This window comes from Chryseobacterium sp. C39-AII1, assembly GCF_039672645.1.
Classification (GTDB): domain Bacteria; phylum Bacteroidota; class Bacteroidia; order Flavobacteriales; family Weeksellaceae; genus Chryseobacterium.
The window spans coordinates 39,502-57,673 of record NZ_JBDFPQ010000016.1; the positions used below are offsets into that span (position 1 = coordinate 39,502).

The 18,172-nt window shown below is 34.6% G+C and carries 17 protein-coding genes; 9 read left to right on the forward strand and 8 right to left on the reverse strand.

What is annotated here, in order from left to right; genetic code table 11:
* Window positions 1-18: 18 nt before the first annotated feature.
* The 5 genes from ABEG63_RS18405 to ABEG63_RS18425 all read right to left on the reverse strand — a co-directional run bounded on the left by ABEG63_RS18405 (window position 19) and on the right by ABEG63_RS18425 (window position 5,339).
* Window positions 19-714 carry a DUF1826 domain-containing protein gene (locus ABEG63_RS18405; RefSeq protein WP_267405292.1) on the reverse strand — a complete coding sequence of 232 codons (696 nt, stop codon included), beginning with the start codon at window positions 712-714 and terminating at the stop codon, window positions 19-21.
* Between the two features lie 317 nt (window positions 715-1,031).
* A complete protein-coding gene (locus tag ABEG63_RS18410; RefSeq protein WP_346586763.1) occupies window positions 1,032-1,610 on the reverse strand; it encodes an NAD(P)H-dependent oxidoreductase in 579 nt (192 codons plus the stop codon).
* Complete coding sequence (locus ABEG63_RS18415; protein ID WP_346586765.1) at window positions 1,607-2,632, reverse strand: saccharopine dehydrogenase; 1,026 nt, start codon at window positions 2,630-2,632, stop codon at window positions 1,607-1,609. Before ABEG63_RS18415 ends, ABEG63_RS18410 begins: the two co-directional genes overlap by 4 nt.
* Window positions 2,633-2,686: 54 nt before the next feature.
* Window positions 2,687-3,253, reverse strand: coding sequence for a Crp/Fnr family transcriptional regulator (locus ABEG63_RS18420; protein WP_346586766.1), 567 nt, complete (start codon window positions 3,251-3,253; stop codon window positions 2,687-2,689).
* 316 nt (window positions 3,254-3,569) lie between these two features.
* Entirely contained in the window at window positions 3,570-5,339 is a 1,770-nt protein-coding gene (locus ABEG63_RS18425) for an aminopeptidase P family protein (RefSeq protein WP_346586768.1), read from the reverse strand.
* Between the two features lie 593 nt (window positions 5,340-5,932).
* On the opposite strand from ABEG63_RS18425, the gene ABEG63_RS18430 reads away from it, so the two are divergent.
* The 5 genes from ABEG63_RS18430 to ABEG63_RS18450 all read left to right on the forward strand — a co-directional run bounded on the left by ABEG63_RS18430 (window position 5,933) and on the right by ABEG63_RS18450 (window position 10,421).
* On the forward strand, window positions 5,933-6,370 hold the full coding sequence (locus ABEG63_RS18430) for a DUF6526 family protein (protein WP_346586770.1): 438 nt from the start codon (window positions 5,933-5,935) through the stop codon (window positions 6,368-6,370).
* Between the two features lie 205 nt (window positions 6,371-6,575).
* On the forward strand, window positions 6,576-7,679 hold the full coding sequence (locus ABEG63_RS18435; protein WP_346586772.1) for a DNA topoisomerase IB: 1,104 nt from the start codon (window positions 6,576-6,578) through the stop codon (window positions 7,677-7,679).
* A gap of 248 nt (window positions 7,680-7,927) precedes the next feature.
* On the forward strand, window positions 7,928-9,553 hold the full coding sequence (pruA, locus tag ABEG63_RS18440; protein WP_346586774.1) for an L-glutamate gamma-semialdehyde dehydrogenase: 1,626 nt from the start codon (window positions 7,928-7,930) through the stop codon (window positions 9,551-9,553).
* A gap of 230 nt (window positions 9,554-9,783) precedes the next feature.
* Complete coding sequence (locus tag ABEG63_RS18445; RefSeq protein WP_346586776.1) at window positions 9,784-9,975, forward strand: cytochrome C551; 192 nt, start codon at window positions 9,784-9,786, stop codon at window positions 9,973-9,975.
* Window positions 9,976-10,223: 248 nt separating this feature from the next.
* Window positions 10,224-10,421 (forward strand): hypothetical protein, encoded by a 198-nt coding sequence (locus ABEG63_RS18450; RefSeq protein ID WP_312395443.1) that lies wholly within the window; start codon window positions 10,224-10,226, stop codon window positions 10,419-10,421.
* Between the two features lie 108 nt (window positions 10,422-10,529).
* On the opposite strand, the gene ABEG63_RS18455 is transcribed toward ABEG63_RS18450, so the two are convergent.
* Together ABEG63_RS18455 and ABEG63_RS18460 are read right to left on the reverse strand one after the other, a co-directional pair.
* A complete protein-coding gene (locus ABEG63_RS18455) occupies window positions 10,530-11,423 on the reverse strand; it encodes a hypothetical protein (RefSeq protein WP_346586778.1) in 894 nt (297 codons plus the stop codon).
* A gap of 319 nt (window positions 11,424-11,742) precedes the next feature.
* A complete protein-coding gene (locus tag ABEG63_RS18460; protein WP_346586780.1) occupies window positions 11,743-12,579 on the reverse strand; it encodes an AraC family transcriptional regulator in 837 nt (278 codons plus the stop codon).
* Between the two features lie 236 nt (window positions 12,580-12,815).
* Here ABEG63_RS18460 and ABEG63_RS18465 point away from each other — a divergent pair, with 236 nt between their 5' ends.
* The gene (locus ABEG63_RS18465) at window positions 12,816-13,976 is read left to right on the forward strand and encodes a thioredoxin family protein (protein WP_346586782.1); all 1,161 of its coding nucleotides are present in this window, start codon (window positions 12,816-12,818) and stop codon (window positions 13,974-13,976) included.
* Window positions 13,977-14,097: 121 nt separating this feature from the next.
* Here the strand turns inward: ABEG63_RS18465 and ABEG63_RS18470 are convergent, their stop codons facing one another.
* Entirely contained in the window at window positions 14,098-15,120 is a 1,023-nt protein-coding gene (locus tag ABEG63_RS18470) for a beta-ketoacyl-ACP synthase III (protein ID WP_346586784.1), read from the reverse strand.
* A gap of 72 nt (window positions 15,121-15,192) precedes the next feature.
* On the opposite strand from ABEG63_RS18470, the gene ABEG63_RS18475 reads away from it, so the two are divergent.
* The 3 genes from ABEG63_RS18475 to ABEG63_RS18485 all read left to right on the forward strand — a co-directional run bounded on the left by ABEG63_RS18475 (window position 15,193) and on the right by ABEG63_RS18485 (window position 18,157).
* The gene (locus ABEG63_RS18475; RefSeq protein ID WP_312395429.1) at window positions 15,193-16,092 is read left to right on the forward strand and encodes a CorA family divalent cation transporter; all 900 of its coding nucleotides are present in this window, start codon (window positions 15,193-15,195) and stop codon (window positions 16,090-16,092) included.
* Window positions 16,093-16,290: 198 nt separating this feature from the next.
* Window positions 16,291-17,877, forward strand: a complete 1,587-nt coding sequence (locus tag ABEG63_RS18480) for a patatin-like phospholipase family protein (protein WP_346586786.1) — start codon at window positions 16,291-16,293, stop codon at window positions 17,875-17,877.
* 16 nt (window positions 17,878-17,893) lie between these two features.
* Window positions 17,894-18,157, forward strand: coding sequence for a hypothetical protein (locus tag ABEG63_RS18485; RefSeq protein WP_267405276.1), 264 nt, complete (start codon window positions 17,894-17,896; stop codon window positions 18,155-18,157).
* The last annotated feature ends 15 nt before the right edge of the window (window positions 18,158-18,172 follow it).

Sequence of the window (18,172 nt, forward strand, 5' to 3'; positions counted from 1 at the left end):
TCATTTATACAAAATCATTTAACAAATCAAAAGTAGGCGGTATTCTCCGTCATTTTCGATGGGAGCTCTGTGAATACAAGGCAGAACTTTTTGTTGCGGATGATCTACGGCTAATCTCCAAAGATTTTTCAAACCTAGATTAATCGGTTGGGAATCAGGTTTGGGCTCAAAATGTAAATCAAAATAATTCTCTTTCAGAAAAGATTCAAAATCTTCTTCTGAGCCGTCATGCAATTCTTTAAGCTTTTCGCGAATTTCAGGAATCAAAATTTTTAGTATAGCCTGATCGTTCGGTAAAATATCACTCGACGCCCCATAATAGGTACATAAGAAAGTATCGGTTCCGATCGGAGAACGGTCAACATGATAAGAATACACATCGGTTGAGATAAAATCAAACTCATCATCTCGATCATAATTTTTAAGCAAATTAAGTGAAGGAGAAGCTCCGAAATCGGTTAGTGACTGCAAATCATCTAAGATAATTTTCCGGGCTTTACTACCCTTTTCAGATAATTCCAGCGCTAAAAGATCTTCAGCGAAAACTTCGGTAATATTATCTTTTAACTTAAGTTTAGAAACAATTTCTTTAAAATCTCCCTCTAAATTTCTCTCCCAGCATATTGCATTTTGGGTACCTTCAAAAGCGGTATTTATCAACTCAGCAAAGGAATAAACTACTTTTACCTGATTATTAAAGATTTCATTTTTCATGTATTCACAGATGCCTTAAATTAATTCTACAAAAATAAAGAAGAATTCCAAGCTAATAAATAATTATTGAGAATTCTACTAATTTAAGTTTATTTCTAAAGATTTAATAATAAAAAAATCAACCCAGAACGAGATGATTTTACTGTAATTGAAATTTACTTTAGTAATATGAAAGTGATTAGTGTAGATTTTTTGTAGGTTTTCTAGAGGCGGCTGGCTTCGCCAGCCGCCTCTAGAAAACTTAAAAATGAGCTCAAACAAATGCTCCTATCACGGCTAGGATCTCAGTCGTTCTATTCAAATTTTACCATTAGACACTACTTTTGTTTTTGTCCAAGTACTTGTATTTTCTCCAACCACTTTTTCCTTATAGCCTCATCAGAAGTCTTCACAATTCCCACATACGTCACTTTTCCAGGTTTTATTCCACAAAATTCTAAAACAGATTTTTTAAGCTGATTCACACTTGGTCGACCATAAAACCATCTATAATACCAACCCGGCTGATCCAAAGTCGTTATAATATGAGCAGACTTGCCTTTCAGCAGTTTGTCCCACAAAACCGAACTTTCACGATATTTAAAAGCCATTCCGGGAAGAAAAAGTCGATCAATGAAGCCTTTTGTGATCGCTGGAAGTCCGCCCCACCAAACTGGATGAATCCAAACCAAATGATCTGCCCATTCAATTTTTTCCCATGCTTCGAGCAAATCAGGTTCAAGTTCCATTCTTTTCTGATAACCGAATTGCAAATTGGGATTAAACTTCAAATCAGCAATGACAATTTCCTTCACTTCTACCCCCGATTCCAAAGCTCCTTTTTTATAAGCTTCAGCAAGACCAAAATTAAAAGACTTTTTGTTGGGATGACCATTAATAATTACGATTTTCTTCATGATTCAACCTGAATTATAATGGATGGATAATTCATCAACGATTCTAGTAAAGATGCTGATTCATGAAGCTGATGACTGAAATACACTTTATTTTCAATATCAGTTTTCAACAGTTTTTCAGTATGTAAAACAGCAGACAAAGCCGTCAGTTCCGCTTGCCCTTCTCTACTTTGAAGACTGATTTTCTTCGTTTCTTCTTTATTTTTAATGATAATTTCAAAAACAGTCTGATCACCATTTCCACTGGCTGCAAAAATCATTTTTCTTTCTTTTAAAGATAAAATATTATAGAGTTTTATTTTCTGAAAAGCACCCAAAATCCAGGTTACAAATTTTGAACTGTATGTCATTTTTACATTTACCGTCGGGATATTTTCAATTTGATTTAGAATATACAGATCGGGAACATCAAAATTATAAACCTGTCGCTTTCCAATTCCAAAAGAGAAATCAAAGTATTCGGAATCTAGGAAATGTTTTATCGAAACAGGTTGATTATTTTTATAATTTACAAAAGGGTTAGCTACATTTTCTGCCATAAAATGAGCCGAACTTTCACCTGCTTTATCTTTCACAGAATAATAAACAAAAAGTTTTACTTCATCAATAGATTTCATTTTCAACGAAGCAACATTCACCAAACCTGCCACAATTCCGCCCATCCAGCCAGAACTGAAAACAATTTTGCTATTTACGGAATGATTTTTCGCAAACTTATAAGCTTTCATCAAATCAGGAGTAGGTTTTGTGATATCTAAATAATCTATTTCATGATCGATAGCAAAACGAAGCACATGATCTTCTTTATCATTCACAGAAAGAATAATTAGATGAATATTTTTCTCTAATATTTTTTCAAAGGTTGAAATTTTAGTCACATCAATGAATAAATTATTTTCACTGTTTCCACCTTTTCTGCCACCGATAAAAATCGTAAGTTCTGGATTTCTTGAATGTAAAATTCGGGCAACGGTTTTACCCACCAATCCGGTGCCTCCGATAATTAAAATATTTGACTGCATTTTATTTTTTTCACAAAACTATTCAGTCACGACCTCAATCAACAGGACAAATGTCTAAAAAGAAATCTCTTTTCGAATTCGGCTCAAATGGCGTTGGGTAATGCCTAAATAAGAAGCCAGATACTGCAAAGGAATATCCTGAATATAATTAGATTGGTTTTCAAGCAAAGCTTCATAACGCTTTGCTGCACTATCTTTTTGAAGTTGGAAAAATCGTTTTTCAAGTTCCAGATATTCCTGTTCTGCAATTACTTTTAAAAATAAAATCCAATTCGGATTATCATTAGCCAACGTTTCAATTTTATCTTTTTTGATGATTAAAATTTCGGCATCTGAAATGGCCTGCATATTTTCCATGCTCGGTTTTTCAGAGATAAATGAAGAATAAGAAGCAATCAGATCATTCGGAAATCTGAAGCAGTACGTCATATCTTTTCCGTCATCAGCAATATAATAAGATCTGAAAATCCCGGATTCTATAAAAGCTATCTCTTTACATTTTTCTCCTTCACGAACAAAAAAATCATTTTTATTGAGTTTTTTTCTTTCAAAAAGCTGTAAAAAATCGCCGATTTCATTTTCTGAAAAAATATTGAAACTTTGAAAAAACTGATGGATCATTATTTTAAATTAAGTCTGAGGAAAAGTAATTTTCAAACAAAAATACATAAAAAAATCACCCCAGAACGAGATGATTTTACTGCAATTGAAATTTACTTTAGTATATATGAAAGTGATTAGTGTTGCTTTTTTGTTGATACAAAGATACCTTCAATCACATTCTTAGCATTCAGGATAATTACTAAAATTGTTTCCGTAAAAATACGGTTGTGAAAAATAAAAACGTCTTGCAATAAGTTTTACAAGACGTTTTTTATCTAAATTAATGAATAAGGTGAATAATATAATTCACAATTCATCATTAACTGTTCACTTTCTATAACGGACTTACCAATCCAAGGAACCAATCTTTCACCTCGCCTTCCAAAAATGGAGCTATTTTTTCTTCACATGTTTTGTGATAAGTATTTAACCAAGAAATTTCTTCTTCAGAAAGAATTTCTTTTACGATAGTATCTTTAAAGAATGGGCAGAAAGTCAATGTTTCAAACTCATAAAAAGTTCCGTGAATCGTTGTTTCAGATTCTTTTACTGCGATTAGATTTTCGTGGCGAATCCCGTAATCTCCTTCCAAATAATAACCCGGCTCGTTGGAACAAACCATTCCCAACAAAAGCTCCTGCGGATTCATATCTTTTCTGATATTCTGAGGACCTTCATGAACGTTCATAAAACTTCCGACACCGTGACCAGTTCCGTGGTTGTAATCTTTACCTTCCATCCATAAAGGAAGTCTAGCGATTGCATCAAGCTGAACGCCTCTGGTTCCTTTAGGGAATTTCACCATCGATAAACGGATCAAGCCTTGCAAAACCAATGTTGAATTTCTTTTAAAATCATCAGAAACAGCACCTAAAGCCAATGTTCTAGTAATATCCGTTGTTCCTTCAAGATACTGACCTCCGGAATCCACTAAAATACTTGCATCATTGGTCACTTCTTTACTGCCTTCACTTTTAGCGGAATAGTGCATAATAGCACCATTATCTTTATATCCAACGATGCTTCCGAAGCTTTCTCCCACGAAATTTTCACCTTCTGCACGGAAACCTCTCAGTTTTTCACCAATTGAAAATTCCGTCATTGTTTCTTTTCCTGCATTGTGAGTAAGCCAGTAAAGGAATTTCACCATCGCTACTCCATCTCTCACCATTACTTTTCTGAAACCTTCCAGCTCTGTTTCGTTTTTCTGAGCTTTCATCAAGTTTCCAGGAACTGCTGCTTTGATAAACTGATTATCAGATTTTAAAGCCTCATAAATAGATTGATTACTGTTTGGAGAAACCAAAACCGTTTGATTTTTATATTCCTTTAAATGATTGTAAAACTCTTCGTAGGGCATCATTTTCACAAAAGACTCATCCATTTGCTTTCTTGCTTCCACTTCCATTTTTTCTAGATCGGTAAACAGGATTGCATCATTTTTAGTAATGATGAGATAGCCTAAAAATACAGGGTTGCTTTCTACATCGCTTCCTCTTAAATTCAATGTCCATGCCACGTCGTCCAGACTTGCAATTACATGAACTGTAGCCTCCTGCTCTTCCATTTTCTGACGGATTGCTGCAATTTTATCAACCACAGATTTCCCTGCTCTTTCTACAGGATGCACAAAAATCGGATTTTTCGAAGGCGTTCCTCTATCCGTCCAGATTTGCTTCAAAAGAGGATTATCTACCAGCGTAATATTTTTAGCGTTTAATTTTTGAGTTAGCAGTTCCCAATTAGCATGAGCAGTCGCCAAAGCATTTACCGCTACTTTTCCGTTTGTTGGAATTTCAGAAATAATCCAGTCAATATAATTTGGAGTTCCTTCCATTCCATCTTTAAAAAGATCGATTCCTGAACCGGCCAATTCAATGGGAGCCTGCGTAAAATATCTTCCGTCTGTCCAAAGTCCTGCTTTATCTTTCGTTACCACCACAAAACCTGCTGAACCTAAAAAACCAGACAACCACGCTCTCTCCTGCCATTCCTGCGGCAAATATTCACTCATGTGCGGGTCTGCAGAATATACTATAAATGCATCAACATTATTTTTCTGCATTTCTTCACGAAGCGCAGCTACTTTTTCCTTTGAAGTCATTTTTCAATAATTTTTAAAGAGGTGAAGTTACGAATTTTTTGAGGCTCGAAAGAGAATTTTAGGAGTTTTTTAATGCCAGAATTAAAGCATTTTTTTAAGTCAATTTTCAATCTTTATCTTACTTTCTTTTTTATTAAGAGCTTTTTCCCGCTTTCCATTACAATCTTTTTTTTCAAAAAAGGATGTTCATTGCAATCGGGGCTAGGGTTACTGTTTTCCTCACTATATTTTGGAATTACACAATTGAAATTCCCCTTCTTTGAAGGAGTGGATTTTTGCATCACAAAAAGACGGGTAGCTTAAACAAAAAAATACAATTCAAATTTCTAAAACCACCCCGCTAAAAATTTCTTTGAAATTTTCGCCACCCCTACAATGGAGGGGAATTTTTAGACTGTATATATTTTGGCGAAAATTGATTTTTCATTGCATTTTGCTCCATTTACAAATAATAAAATAAATACAATTTCAGTATCAAAAAATGATTAAAAATTTTAATTATTTAAGACAAAACAACAGGAATTACATACCACAAATTGCAATTATTATTAAATATTTAACATTTTGGAAAGGTTCTTGCTTATATACACATTATGGAAAGTCAGAATTATAAAAATCACAGGAAATTTTATCCTCCACATCATTTCATTTATCTTCCATTATTAATTCTGCTGGAAGCTTTTGGAATCTTTAAGATTTTTAATGATGAAGCAAATCAATTAATTTGGATACTTTTTTCTGTTATCATATTCCTGATTTTCTATCTGGCAATTATGCTGAGGCAGCATTATGCGTTGGGACTTCAAAACCGAATGGTAAGACTCGAATTTAAGCAAAGATATTTTGAAATTTTCGGTCTGAGGTCTGATGAAGTGGAAGAAAAACTGAAATTTGGACAAATTGCCGCGTTGAGGTTCGCCAATGATGATGAGTTTAAGGAACTTCTGTATAAGGCTCTGCACGAAAATATTTCCGGTGATCAGATCAAAAGATCAATTAAAAAATGGCGACCGGATAACCACAGAATTTAAAATAATAAACACCAAAAAATAAAGAATTATGAAAAAATGGAGCTTATATAGTATGACCATATTATGTTTGTTAACATTAACAAGTTGTGAAGCAGTAGAGACAATCTTTAAAGCCGGAATGTGGTGGGGAATCATATTAGTAGTTGGCGTAATAGGCATCATTGCATGGCTATTTTCAAGGGGTAGGAACTCTTAACCAAATCTTATGGAAAATTCAGACTTAGACCTCATCACGCATCTGAAACCTTCTAAGATTGTCAAAATTATGAAAGATCCGGTAGCATCTGCAAAGGCGGTACATCTTATTTATACCACCGATGCAGAGACAGCCGGTATCACCCGAAAGAAAACCGGAAAAAAGTACTCTTACTACAGAGACGGTGAAAAAATCAAAAACAAAGAAGAAATTACACGCATCAACAAACTAGTAATACCGCCGGCTTGGGAAAATGTGTGGATCTGCGCTTTGGATAACGGGCATCTTCAGGCAACAGGTTTTGATGTTAAACACAGAAAACAATACCGCTATCACCCACTTTGGAGTGCCTTGCGAAATCACACGAAATTTTACCGAATGCTTCAGTTTGGCTATGCTTTACCTGAAATTCGGCTTCAGGTGGAGAAAGATTTAGCTTTAAGAACATTCGAAAAGAGAAAAATTCTTGCCTTGATCGTTAGTTTAATGCAACGAACCAATATCAGGATCGGAAATAATACGTACGAAAAATTATACGGTTCTTTTGGTTTAACCACTTTAAAGGATAAACACGTTCAGATAAAAGGACAAAAAATTACTTTTCATTTTAAGGGAAAAAAAGGAGTCATGCACGATATCGATCTTAAGAGTAAACGACTTTCAAGATTAATTCAAAAATGCAAAGATATTCCCGGAAAAGAGCTTTTTCAGTTTATTGATGAAGAAGGAAACCGTCATTCGGTAGATTCCGGAATGGTGAATGACTATATTAAAGAAATCAGCGGTGAAGATTTTACGGCAAAAGATTTCAGAACATGGTCGGGAACTGTAAGTGCATTAATTGCTTTTAAAGAAATTGGCTACGCTGAAACGCATACCGAATACAAAAAAAAGGTAAAAGAAGCTTTAGACATTGTCGCAAGACATCTTGGAAATACAAGTGCCGTTTGCCGAAAATATTACGTACATCCTTTGGTTATCAATCTCTACGAAAATAATTCCATCAAAAAATATCTTGATGAATTGGAACAGATTGAGGAAAACGACGGAAAAGCAGATCTTACACAAGAGGAAAAACTTGTGCTGAAGATCTTGGAGAATGAAAAGATGTAAGGTAAGATTTAAAATCAAGAATTCTCCCAGTAATTTTGAACATAATTATTACTTTTTTTATTTTAATTGAAATATCAGAATGAAAACATTACACTTTCTTACATTACGTATGGTGAAAAATCATATTTTTTAAACATACCTTATCAATTCGATTAATTTTATATCAGAAAGCTGTATTTTTTCTTTCCTTTAATTATCGTAAATTTGTATACCAACATATTTTTAAAATTAAAATAATAAAACGTAATATGTCAAAAGCAATTTCGCAAGTACCATTTGCAGTAAATGAGCCGGTAAACTCTTATGCACCGGGAACTCCAGAAGTAAAAAGCCTTATCGCTCAATACAAAAAAATGTGGGCTGAAAAGATAGAAATCCCAATGGTAATTAATGGTGAAGAAGTAAAAACTGGTGATACAGTTCAGCTTCAGTCGCCTCAGGATCATGCTCATGATTTTGGTTTTTATCACAGAGGAACAATGCAACATGTAGATGATGCCATCAACGCTGCATTGGCTGCAAAAAAAGAATGGAACGAGCTTGGTTGGGAACACCGTGCTGCTATTTTCTTAAAAGCTGCTGATCTTTTGGCGGGACCTTACAGAGATGTAATCAACGCGGCGACGATGATCGGACAATCTAAAAACGTTCATCAGGCTGAAATTGATGCTGCTTGTGAGTTCATCGATTTCTTAAGATTCAACGTAGAATTCATGACAGAAATGTATTCTGAACAGCCGGTTTCTGATGCAGGAATCTGGAACAGAGTTGAATACAGACCATTGGAAGGATTCTGTTTTGCGGTAACTCCGTTCAACTTTACAGCGATTTCTGGAAACTTGCCAACTTGTATGGCAATGCTTGGAAACGTAGTCGTTTGGAAACCATCTGACAAGCAAGTATATTCTGCAAAAGTAATTATGGATGTTTTAACTGAAGCGGGTCTTCCAAAAGGGGTAATCAACATGATTTTCACGGATGGAAAAGAAACTGCTGAGAAAGTTTTGGCACACAGAGATTTCGCAGGTCTTCACTTCACGGGTTCTACAAAAGTATTTCAGGGAATGTGGAAAATGATCGGTGATAATATCCACAACTACAGAACGTACCCAAGAATCGTTGGTGAAACTGGGGGAAAAGATTTCGTGATCGCTCACCCGTCTGCAAATGTAGAAGCTGTGGCAACTGCTTTGGTAAGAGGTGCTTTCGAATATCAGGGACAAAAATGTTCTGCAGCTTCAAGAGCTTATATTCCTCAGTCTCTTTGGGCTGATGTGAAAAAAGTAATGGAAACTCAGATCGCTTCTATTAAAATCGGTTCTCCGGAGGATCCTTCAAACTTCGTAAACGCAGTAATCGACAAAAATTCTTTCGAAAAATGTAAAGGATATATCGACAGAGCAAACGCTTCAAACGAAGCAAATGTTGTAATCGGTGGAAATGTTGATGATTCTAAAGGATGGTTTGTAAACCCAACAGTTATCGAAACTACAAATCCTCAGTACGAAAGTATGGTTGAAGAAATCTTCGGACCAATCTTATCAATCTACGTTTATGAAGATGCAAAATGGGCTGAAACTCTACAGTTGGTAGATTCTTCTTCTCCTTATTCATTAACAGGTTCAGTTTTTGCACAAGATAGATATGCTGTAAATGAAGCATTCAAAGCGTTAGAAAATGCATCTGGAAACTTCTACATCAACGACAAACCTACAGGTGCAGTTGTTGGTCAGCAGCCTTTCGGTGGTGGTAGAGCTTCTGGAACAAACGATAAAGCAGGTTCTAAAATGAACTTACTAAGATGGACGTCTGTAAGATCTATTAAGGAAACTTTTGTTTCTCCTAAAGATTATAAATATCCATATTTAGGGTAATAAATGATAATTGATCATTGATAAATGATTGACAAGGCCTCGAAATTTTGATTTCGGGGCTTTTTTTGTTTTCGGTTGATGGTTGTTCGTTTTTGGTTTAAAGTTTCTATTTAAGCTTAAATAATTGAATATTAACAAATTTTAAATCACTTTATCAATATTTTAGTAATTCATTCTATGTATTAGGAATAATAATTGAACTTTTACTAATACACCAAAAAATAAATATTATGAAAAAGTTATTAGTAGTCTTTGGATTAGGAATCATCGCAGTAAGTTGCGGAACAAAGGAATCGTCTATGTCAACAAGTAATACAGACTCAACAACTGTTATACAAAGTGCTCCTGCTACCACAGATTCGGCGGTTATGAGTACGACACCTGACACTATTAAAATAGATTCTGCAACAACTGTTAAATAATAAAAGTTTAACCTAAAATAGAAAGTCCGTAGATGAAAGTTCTGCGGATTTTTTTGATTGATGGATATTTTATTGTTTGTTTGATAGGATTATCATCCTACCCTATTTTAAGTCGTCCCTTCGGGACTTCTTATTGATTTAAAAATCTATTAAATGACTTTTTACTTTTTACTTTTTACTTTTTACTTTTTACTTTTTACTTTAAATCATTATATTTGATTAATACTAAACATCAAAAATATTAGACTATGAAAAAATTATGGATTGTAGGCGTTTTAGGCTTATTAACTTTAGGAAGCTGCGCTGATAAAAAAGAAAACAGAGAAGAGTTCAAAGCAGAGCACAATAAAGATTCTATAAGAAATACGATGGGAGATTCGGCGGTGGCCAATTCAGAACCAGCACCTGTTGATACACTAAAAAAAGATAGCACAGTAACGAAATAGAAATAAATCCGCAGAAAAAAATCTGCGGATTCTTACTTAAAAAAACTTGACTGAAAAATCGGGCAATCAACCCCGATTGTTGTATAGAAATTTAGATTCTATTAAAAATTATTCGCCTAAATAGATAAATGTATTTACAACTAAATACGCAGATCTGTTATCTAAGGCATTTCCTGTTCCACCTGTCGGAATAGTAGCCGTACCTGCCAAAGCATGAGTATGCGCTCCTGAATTAGCCGTATTTCCCAGCATTCCTACTCCACCCCATGATGTTGGTGTCGAATTTCCCTGATAATGCCCTGAGCCATTATTTCCGGTACTTGTTCCACCTAACAAAAATCCACCTTCATTAGACGTGTGATTGTGCGTTCCTGCACTTTCTGCAATACCGCTGATAATCCCTGTAAGATTAATATTCGGTAAATTCGAACGGGTAAGCACCAGGCTGTTTGTTCCTCCTTCACTTCCTATCATTTCATTTCCACTTCGTGTTTTTAGAACCCTATCTGTAGCATCTGGCAGGATTGAGGTAAATCCTAAGCTCATCGCCGAACTCTGTGCCGTTGGTGATAGAGTTGAAATAGATCTTCCGTTAAGTAAATACCAACCGTTGTGATCTATATTTTGTGCAGAACTTTTAATGTCTCCCCAAGATTGTACATTCAGTTTCTTAGGGTCTCCGGAAATCATTTTCTGCCATTCTGTTCCGTCGAAATAATACAACCCTGCTGTTGTAATATTTGCTGTTTTGGCACTTGATGTACTTACGGGTGCGGTTGCAAATACAATGACTCCCGCTTGTACACTGGTATACCTGTCGTCACCCATTCTTATTTGATCTCCCGTAAGTCTGGGTGGCAAAATGCCTTCTGCTGTAGAGCCGTCGGTTTTTTTAGCTACGACATCTAAGCTCGCCAATGGATTAGCAGTATTGATACCAATTTGCGCATAGGCAAAATTAGACAACACAGCCGCCATAGCGAATGTTAAAGTTGTTCTCATCCGTTTAACTTGTTACTAGTTTAAAAGTAGTTTCATGGTTGATACAAAATACATGTCAGTATATTTTATACCTTTTAGTAGTTTTTAGTTTAGTGTTTAGGTTGGTAATACAAGACATATTCTTTTAAACAAGAATAATTTTTCCGGAAAAAATGTGACAGGCTGCAGAATATAGTCTGTCTCGTAAAACCGTTGCAAATATATGAAAGCTATGATTTTACATAAAACAAATGCTTATCCGTTTTCAGGAAAATGATAAGAATAAGGATTTTAAACAGGGAATTATTTAATTATTTTCAGGAAAATGAACAGATCCCACTCAGGCTTTTTTATCATCCAAATGCTTAATAAAAGCGGAAGGCGAAAAATCTGTAACTGCCTTAAATACTGACGCAAACTTGCTGTGTGAAGAAAAACCGCATTCGTCTGCCAAGATGCTTATTTTGTACTGGCGGTACTTTTCATCGTTAATTAGCTTATCAACAATATAATTTATCCTTAAGCGGTTTACATACGTTTTAAAGTCTGCACTTTTATGCTGATTGATCACATACGAAAGATATTTGGTATTCGTATTAAGCTCGCCCGCCAAAAAAGGAAGCGACATATTCTTATTATTGTAAAGATTTCCTTTTTCAAAAGTTTCCAGAAGTTCCAGTAATTTGGTTTCAGTTTCGGAGGTCATCAGAGATTCTGTTCTCTTTTTTATTTCTTCACTCTGCCCGATTTCAACCACTGATATATTTGAAAAGTCATCAATTTCCACCGCTTCATTATTATATGCAAAACTTACCTTCTTTTGGTTTCTGATGATATCTTTAAATTTAGCAAACTGTCTTTTCTGTTTAGAATTATAAAAAAAATAAAGCGCAATTAATGATATAATTAAAATAACAATTACGATATTTTTAATAAGATTTATTTGATTTTGCTTTTTATAATAAACAGCGAAATTATCATAAGCGTCTGCAATGGTTTCCTGAACATTATTTTGATCATTTTTCAGGTTTACAGATTCAGTTTTAGGAATTTCAGATAAAGATGTTTTTTCCTGAGCAGAAATAAAGACAGCAAATATTAAGAAAAAAGCAAGTTTTAGAAGATTTTTGAGCATTAATAATAAATTATTACTTTTTGTTTTATAATAATTCATCATTTTCATAGTTCTTAGTATTGTTTTGCACAAAAATACTAATATTTTATTTTTCAGTGAAATATCTACGTTATTTAATTTTTTTTAACACTAATTTTCACTTTTAAATTGAATTTGGGAAGCTAATTTAGTCTTATTTAAACTAAAAATTTCATTGAAATAGATTGTAACTATTTAAACACATTACACGACATATGTGTTAAGTTAATTATTACATTTGTAACCATTAAAAAGTATTTATGAAAAAAATAGCAATATTCTCTTCATTATTCATCGGTGCATTGGCTTTTGCGCAAGGAATAAAATTCGAAGACAGCAATTTCGCAACCATTTTAGCTAAAGCAAAAAAAGAAAACAAATTGGTTTTTGTTGATGCTTACGCCTCATGGTGCGGCCCTTGTAAACTGATGGTAAAAAACATTTTCCCGCTACAGTCTGTCGGAGATTATTATAATTCGCACTTCATCAATGCAAAAATTGATATGGAAAAAGGTGAAGGAATTGGTTTAGCAAAAAAATATAATGTGAAAGCGTTTCCAACGTATTTATTCATTAATGGTGATGGAGAGGAAGTTCACAGAACGTTAGGTTATGTTGAAGAGAATGATTTTATTCAGTTTGCAAAAGATGCAGGAGATCCTTCAAAAAGATTAACCGCTTTAAAGCAAAAATTCGAAAACGGTGAAAAAGATCCTGAATTCTTGAAAAATCTTGCAGGTCTTACGATGTATAATGATGCGGCATTTGCCAGCAGAGTTATGGAACGTTATTTTGCCGCAAAAACGGAATATGATCAGGACGACATTCAAATGTTATTAATGGGCGCTCAGAACATAGATAGCCCTTTATATAAAATTTTCCAGACCAAAAAAGCTGAAATTTCTAAGGTGATTACACCTGAAAGATATGCAGACCTTGACAAAAATATTAAAATCAGCAATATTTTTAAAAAGTCATATAACGCAGAAGCAAAAACCTGGAATGACGATTATTTCTTAACAGAAGCTCAGAAATTTTTGTCTAAACCTGAAGCAGAAACAATACTGAAAAAAGCAAGAGCTAATAGAGCTTTAAGAGCAAAAGACATCCCGACTTACGAAAAGCTGACGTTGGAATTATACAAAGATACGACAGCTAACAGCTCTGAAGAACTGAATTCATTGGCTTGGAATTTCTTTGAAAATGTAAATACAAAATCGTCTTTGGAAAAAGCAGTTTCGTGGGCTCAGGAATCTGTTAAAAAGAATGAAAATTATGCTAATACAGATACTTTGGCAAATCTTTATAATAAAGTTGGAGATAAGAAAAATGCTAAACTTTGGGCTGAAAAATCTATCGCATTAGCAAAATCTACAGGTCAGGATTCTGCTGATACTGAAAAATTATTGCAAAGCCTTTAGTTTTAAAGTTTTAAAACATAAAAAATCCGAAGAACTAATAAGTTTTTCGGATTTTTTTATTGTATTCTGCCACGTACGAATTGCTTATTTTAAATTATTAGTGTATTCGTAGCATTTATTTTTAATATTGAAACAAAACACTTCCCCAAGTGAAACCACTTCCAAAAGCTGAAAGAAGAACCAAATCTCCTCTTTTTACTTTTCCTGCTTCAATCGCTTCACTTAATGCAATCGGAATAGAAGCTGCCGTTGTATTTCCGTATTTTTGGATGTTGTTGAAAATTTTCTCGTCCGGCAAACCAAACTTTTGCTGCACAAACTGAGCAATTCTCAAATTTGCCTGGTGAGGAATGAACATATCGACATCATCGATTGTTTTTCCTGCTTTGTCCAACGCTTCCTGCATCGTTTCAGGGAATCTCGTTACCGCGTGCTTGAACACAAAATTTCCGTTCATAATCGGGTAAACTTCCTTGTTCGTTACATTTTCGGGATCTTTTCTCATTCTGTCACTCCAACCGAATTTAGAACCCGGGAATTGCGTACACAAATCATCCGCAAATTTACCTTCAGAATGCATATTCATAGCTAGAATATCCCCAGCATTTTCATCTTCTGTCGCCGAAAGAACAACAGCTCCTGCCCCATCTCCGAAAATAACAGAAACCCCTCTTCCTTCGTCTGAAAAATCAAGTCCGAAAGAATGAACTTCTGCTCCAACTACTAAAATATTTTTATAGGTTCCTGATTTAATGAAAGCATTCGCCACACTCATTGAATACACAAAACCTGAGCACTGATTTCTCACATCCAATGCTCCGATGGTATCGCAACCCAACATATCCTGAAGCAAAACGCCACATCCAGGGAAATAATAATCCGGAGAAAGTGTTGCGAAAATAATATAATCGATATCTTTTGAAGTTAAACCTGCATTAGCAATCGCTTTTTCAGCAGCTTTATATCCTAAAAAAGCACTGGTTTCCTGAGAATCATATCTGTTTTTTCGGTGTCTTCTTTCTTTAATTCCCGTTCGCTCCGTGATCCATTCGTCATTGGTGGTCATTAATTTTGCTAGATCATCATTGGTAACAACGTTATCTGGAACATAAAATCCGATCCCTTTTATTGTACTTTTAATCATATAGTTTTTTAATTTTGGCAAAGATAAACTTATTTAACACATAGTATTTCAAAATATTAGTATTTTTACTTTATGCCAATTGATACGATTTACAGAGATTCCCAGTGCGAATGGGTAGATGTGGAGGCTCCTACGCAGGAAGACCTGAAATTTCTTCACGAAAGATACGAGATCAACAACCTTCTTCTGGAAGATACGATGGATCCGAATCACCTGCCGAAATATGAAGAAGACGGAAATGTGAAATTTTACCTTCTTCGTGAAAGTACTGAACTGGAAAGGAAAAACCTCAACACCATAAGCGATATCAGCACAAAAATCGGGATTTTCCTAATCGATAATACCATCATCACCATTCACAGGATGAAGACCAAAAGTATTGTTGAAACCAAGAAAAGACTTTCCCTTTCAAAAGATGAGACCACTCCGCAAAACATTGCGCTGATGATGGCTTTGCTAATTATGAAAAGTTTTGATGATGAATCGGTGAGTCTTCTGGAAACGATGGATAATATTGAAAACGAAATTTTCCTGAAAAATACCAATCACACTAATCAAATCCGAAGATTGTATAAACTTAAAAGAAAGTCTGGCTTAAATTCAAGAGTTTTGACAATTTCTACTGATGCTATTGATAAGTTTAAATTGCTTGGTTTGCAGGATTCTGAAGTGGTGGATTTAAAAGATAAACATAAAGATGTGGTTGCCGATTTCGATCATCTGAATATTCAGATTACCAACTTAATCGGGATGTTTTTGGCACTTTCAGACCAAAAAGCGAATCAGGTGATGAAAGTTTTAGCAATTTATTCGGTTTACTTTTTGCCGATTACTTTTATCGCCGGCGTTTACGGGATGAATTTCGATAATATGCCTGAACTTCACAATAAATATGGTTATTTTATCACCATTGGTATAATGGCTTTGGTGGTGATCTGTACTTTTATTTATGCAAGAAGAAAACAGTGGTAATTTTGGCTAAAGTTTTCTTGATTATAAATTTTATTTAATTGACTTTCATTGTATATATGACAACATCCCTAGCCCCGATCGCAGCATCTGTTTGAGCTCATTTTTTTTGGTTTCGGCGCGGCAGCTTCGCTGCCGCGCCGAAACCAAAAAAAATAGCGAGTGCGGAGAGCGGGAAATAGCTTCAAAAAAAATTAAACCATGAAACCTGAAACCCTAAAAACCATTCTTGAAGAAAATACGCTTTCGAAAGCCTCAAAAGACAAATTGCAGGCTCTTTACATAAATATTTCAGCTAAAGAATTTTCTGATTTGTTGGATGCCAATGGCAATCAATATGTTGAATTTGTACAGGAAGGCGGTGGCGTTTGGGGAAGTGCATTAGTAGGTTATTTGTATGGATTGGAAATTTTTGGAATTAGATTTCTGAAAGTAGCCGGAACAAGCGCCGGAGCTATCAACACAATGCTAATTGCGGCCTGTAAAACCAAAGAAGAACAGAAAAGTGATGTAATCAAAGAAACTCTTTTCAACTGGAATTTCGCAGATTTCATGGATGGTAAACCGTATGTGAGGACGACCGTTCATTCGATTTTAAACAATAAAAATTTCATTAAAATCAATGTTATTCTCGCTGTTATTTTAATGGCTACACTTTTGGTAATTCCATTTGCAACCCCTTCTGAAACTACGTTAAGAGCTAAACTACTTTTTCTGGTTCCTTTGATTCCTGTTATCATCGCATTGATTTGTTTTGTGAAATTTTACAATGATTTCAGGAAACAAAACAGCGGATTGAATCCCGGAAATACATTTCTTACTCAAATGACAGAAGTGATGAACGGTTTTGGAATAAAAACAGTTGCGGAACTGAACGAAAAATTTGTTCAGAAAGAGCATCAACTCAACTTAAACTATCGTTACGGAAATCAACAGGAATATTATCACAATGCTTTACAGAATATTGACGAAATCAGAGAAAATAATAAAGAGCACATTGACGAAACGCGATATAAAATTTTCTATGAAAGCATTGCCAATAATGATTATTATAAAGATAATCCATTTTATCAGTTAAAATCAGAATACATTGTCGTCACAACAGATATTAACGCTAAAATAAAGGTCGAATTGCCTACGATGGCCAATTTATATTGGTCTGAAGAGGAATTGAAACACATCAGTCCGGCAGAATTTGTCCGCGCCTCGATGTCGGTTCCCTTCTTTTTTGAGCCTTTTCAAAAAACAATCAATAAGAATGATGATTCGGTGAAATATGCCTGGAAATTCTGGATGAATACGGAAAAAGAAAATATTTATCCGGTCGGAGTTTTCATCGATGGCGGAAGTATTTCGAATTTCCCGATCGATCTTTTTCATGACAGTGAGGTTTTTTATCCGAGGATGCCTTTGTTCGGAGTTCAGCTCACAAGCAATTCTGACATCGCTTCCAGTAAAGTAAAAACGAGCGAGCAAATTATGAAAACTCCATTTTCCTTTGCCGGAAATATTATCAGCACGATGCAAGGGTTTAACGATAAATCTTTTTTAACCAAGCATACTTTTTATCATCTTTACAGCATTCAATCTGTAAATTGTGGCGACAGCAGCTGGCTGAATTTCTTTATGAAAAGAGAGGAAAAAGAAGATCTTTTTAACAGAGGTTTTCAAGCTGCCCTTGATTTTCTTCATCAGTTTGATTGGCAAAAGTACAAATGCGAAAGGATGATGCTTTCTATGAAAGAGAAAAAAGTGTTGAAGGAAGAAGATACGCCGACGGTGGGGTAAATAATTGAAATTAACTATGGATAAAGAAACACTAAAATATATCATTACCTATTATAGTAATTTAATGACTACTGACGAAAAAATTCATTTAAAACATAAAATATTCATCCCTGAAAATGATTATGAAGAATTTGAAATCAATATCGCAAATCGAATTATAAAAGAAAGTTCTCAAAAGATATTTTTTAATAATTGTCCGCAATGCGAAAAACTGGCACGAACACCTTTTGCAAAGCAATGTAAATATTGTGGTCACAGTTGGCATTCAGTTTCTTTTTAATCTTTAAACACACTT

What these genes read in the sequence shown, in the direction of transcription:
- ABEG63_RS18455 (WP_346586778.1), bottom strand. Translation starts at nt 11,423, where the DNA reads ATGAGAACAACTTTAACATTCGCTATGGCGGCTGTGTTGTCTAATTTT.
- ABEG63_RS18470 (WP_346586784.1), bottom strand. Translation starts at nt 15,120, where the DNA reads ATGATTAAAAGTACAATAAAAGGGATCGGATTTTATGTTCCAGATAAC.
- pruA (WP_346586774.1), top strand. Translation starts at nt 7,928, where the DNA reads ATGTCAAAAGCAATTTCGCAAGTACCATTTGCAGTAAATGAGCCGGTA.
- ABEG63_RS18465 (WP_346586782.1), top strand. Translation starts at nt 12,816, where the DNA reads ATGAAAAAAATAGCAATATTCTCTTCATTATTCATCGGTGCATTGGCT.
- ABEG63_RS18430 (WP_346586770.1), top strand. Translation starts at nt 5,933, where the DNA reads ATGGAAAGTCAGAATTATAAAAATCACAGGAAATTTTATCCTCCACAT.
- ABEG63_RS18415 (WP_346586765.1), bottom strand. Translation starts at nt 2,632, where the DNA reads ATGCAGTCAAATATTTTAATTATCGGAGGCACCGGATTGGTGGGTAAA.
- ABEG63_RS18485 (WP_267405276.1), top strand. Translation starts at nt 17,894, where the DNA reads ATGGATAAAGAAACACTAAAATATATCATTACCTATTATAGTAATTTA.
- ABEG63_RS18480 (WP_346586786.1), top strand. Translation starts at nt 16,291, where the DNA reads ATGAAACCTGAAACCCTAAAAACCATTCTTGAAGAAAATACGCTTTCG.
- ABEG63_RS18410 (WP_346586763.1), bottom strand. Translation starts at nt 1,610, where the DNA reads ATGAAGAAAATCGTAATTATTAATGGTCATCCCAACAAAAAGTCTTTT.
- ABEG63_RS18425 (WP_346586768.1), bottom strand. Translation starts at nt 5,339, where the DNA reads ATGACTTCAAAGGAAAAAGTAGCTGCGCTTCGTGAAGAAATGCAGAAA.
- ABEG63_RS18445 (WP_346586776.1), top strand. Translation starts at nt 9,784, where the DNA reads ATGAAAAAGTTATTAGTAGTCTTTGGATTAGGAATCATCGCAGTAAGT.
- ABEG63_RS18435 (WP_346586772.1), top strand. Translation starts at nt 6,576, where the DNA reads ATGGAAAATTCAGACTTAGACCTCATCACGCATCTGAAACCTTCTAAG.
- ABEG63_RS18420 (WP_346586766.1), bottom strand. Translation starts at nt 3,253, where the DNA reads ATGATCCATCAGTTTTTTCAAAGTTTCAATATTTTTTCAGAAAATGAA.
- ABEG63_RS18460 (WP_346586780.1), bottom strand. Translation starts at nt 12,579, where the DNA reads ATGATGAATTATTATAAAACAAAAAGTAATAATTTATTATTAATGCTC.
- ABEG63_RS18405 (WP_267405292.1), bottom strand. Translation starts at nt 714, where the DNA reads ATGAAAAATGAAATCTTTAATAATCAGGTAAAAGTAGTTTATTCCTTT.
- ABEG63_RS18475 (WP_312395429.1), top strand. Translation starts at nt 15,193, where the DNA reads ATGCCAATTGATACGATTTACAGAGATTCCCAGTGCGAATGGGTAGAT.
- ABEG63_RS18450 (WP_312395443.1), top strand. Translation starts at nt 10,224, where the DNA reads ATGAAAAAATTATGGATTGTAGGCGTTTTAGGCTTATTAACTTTAGGA.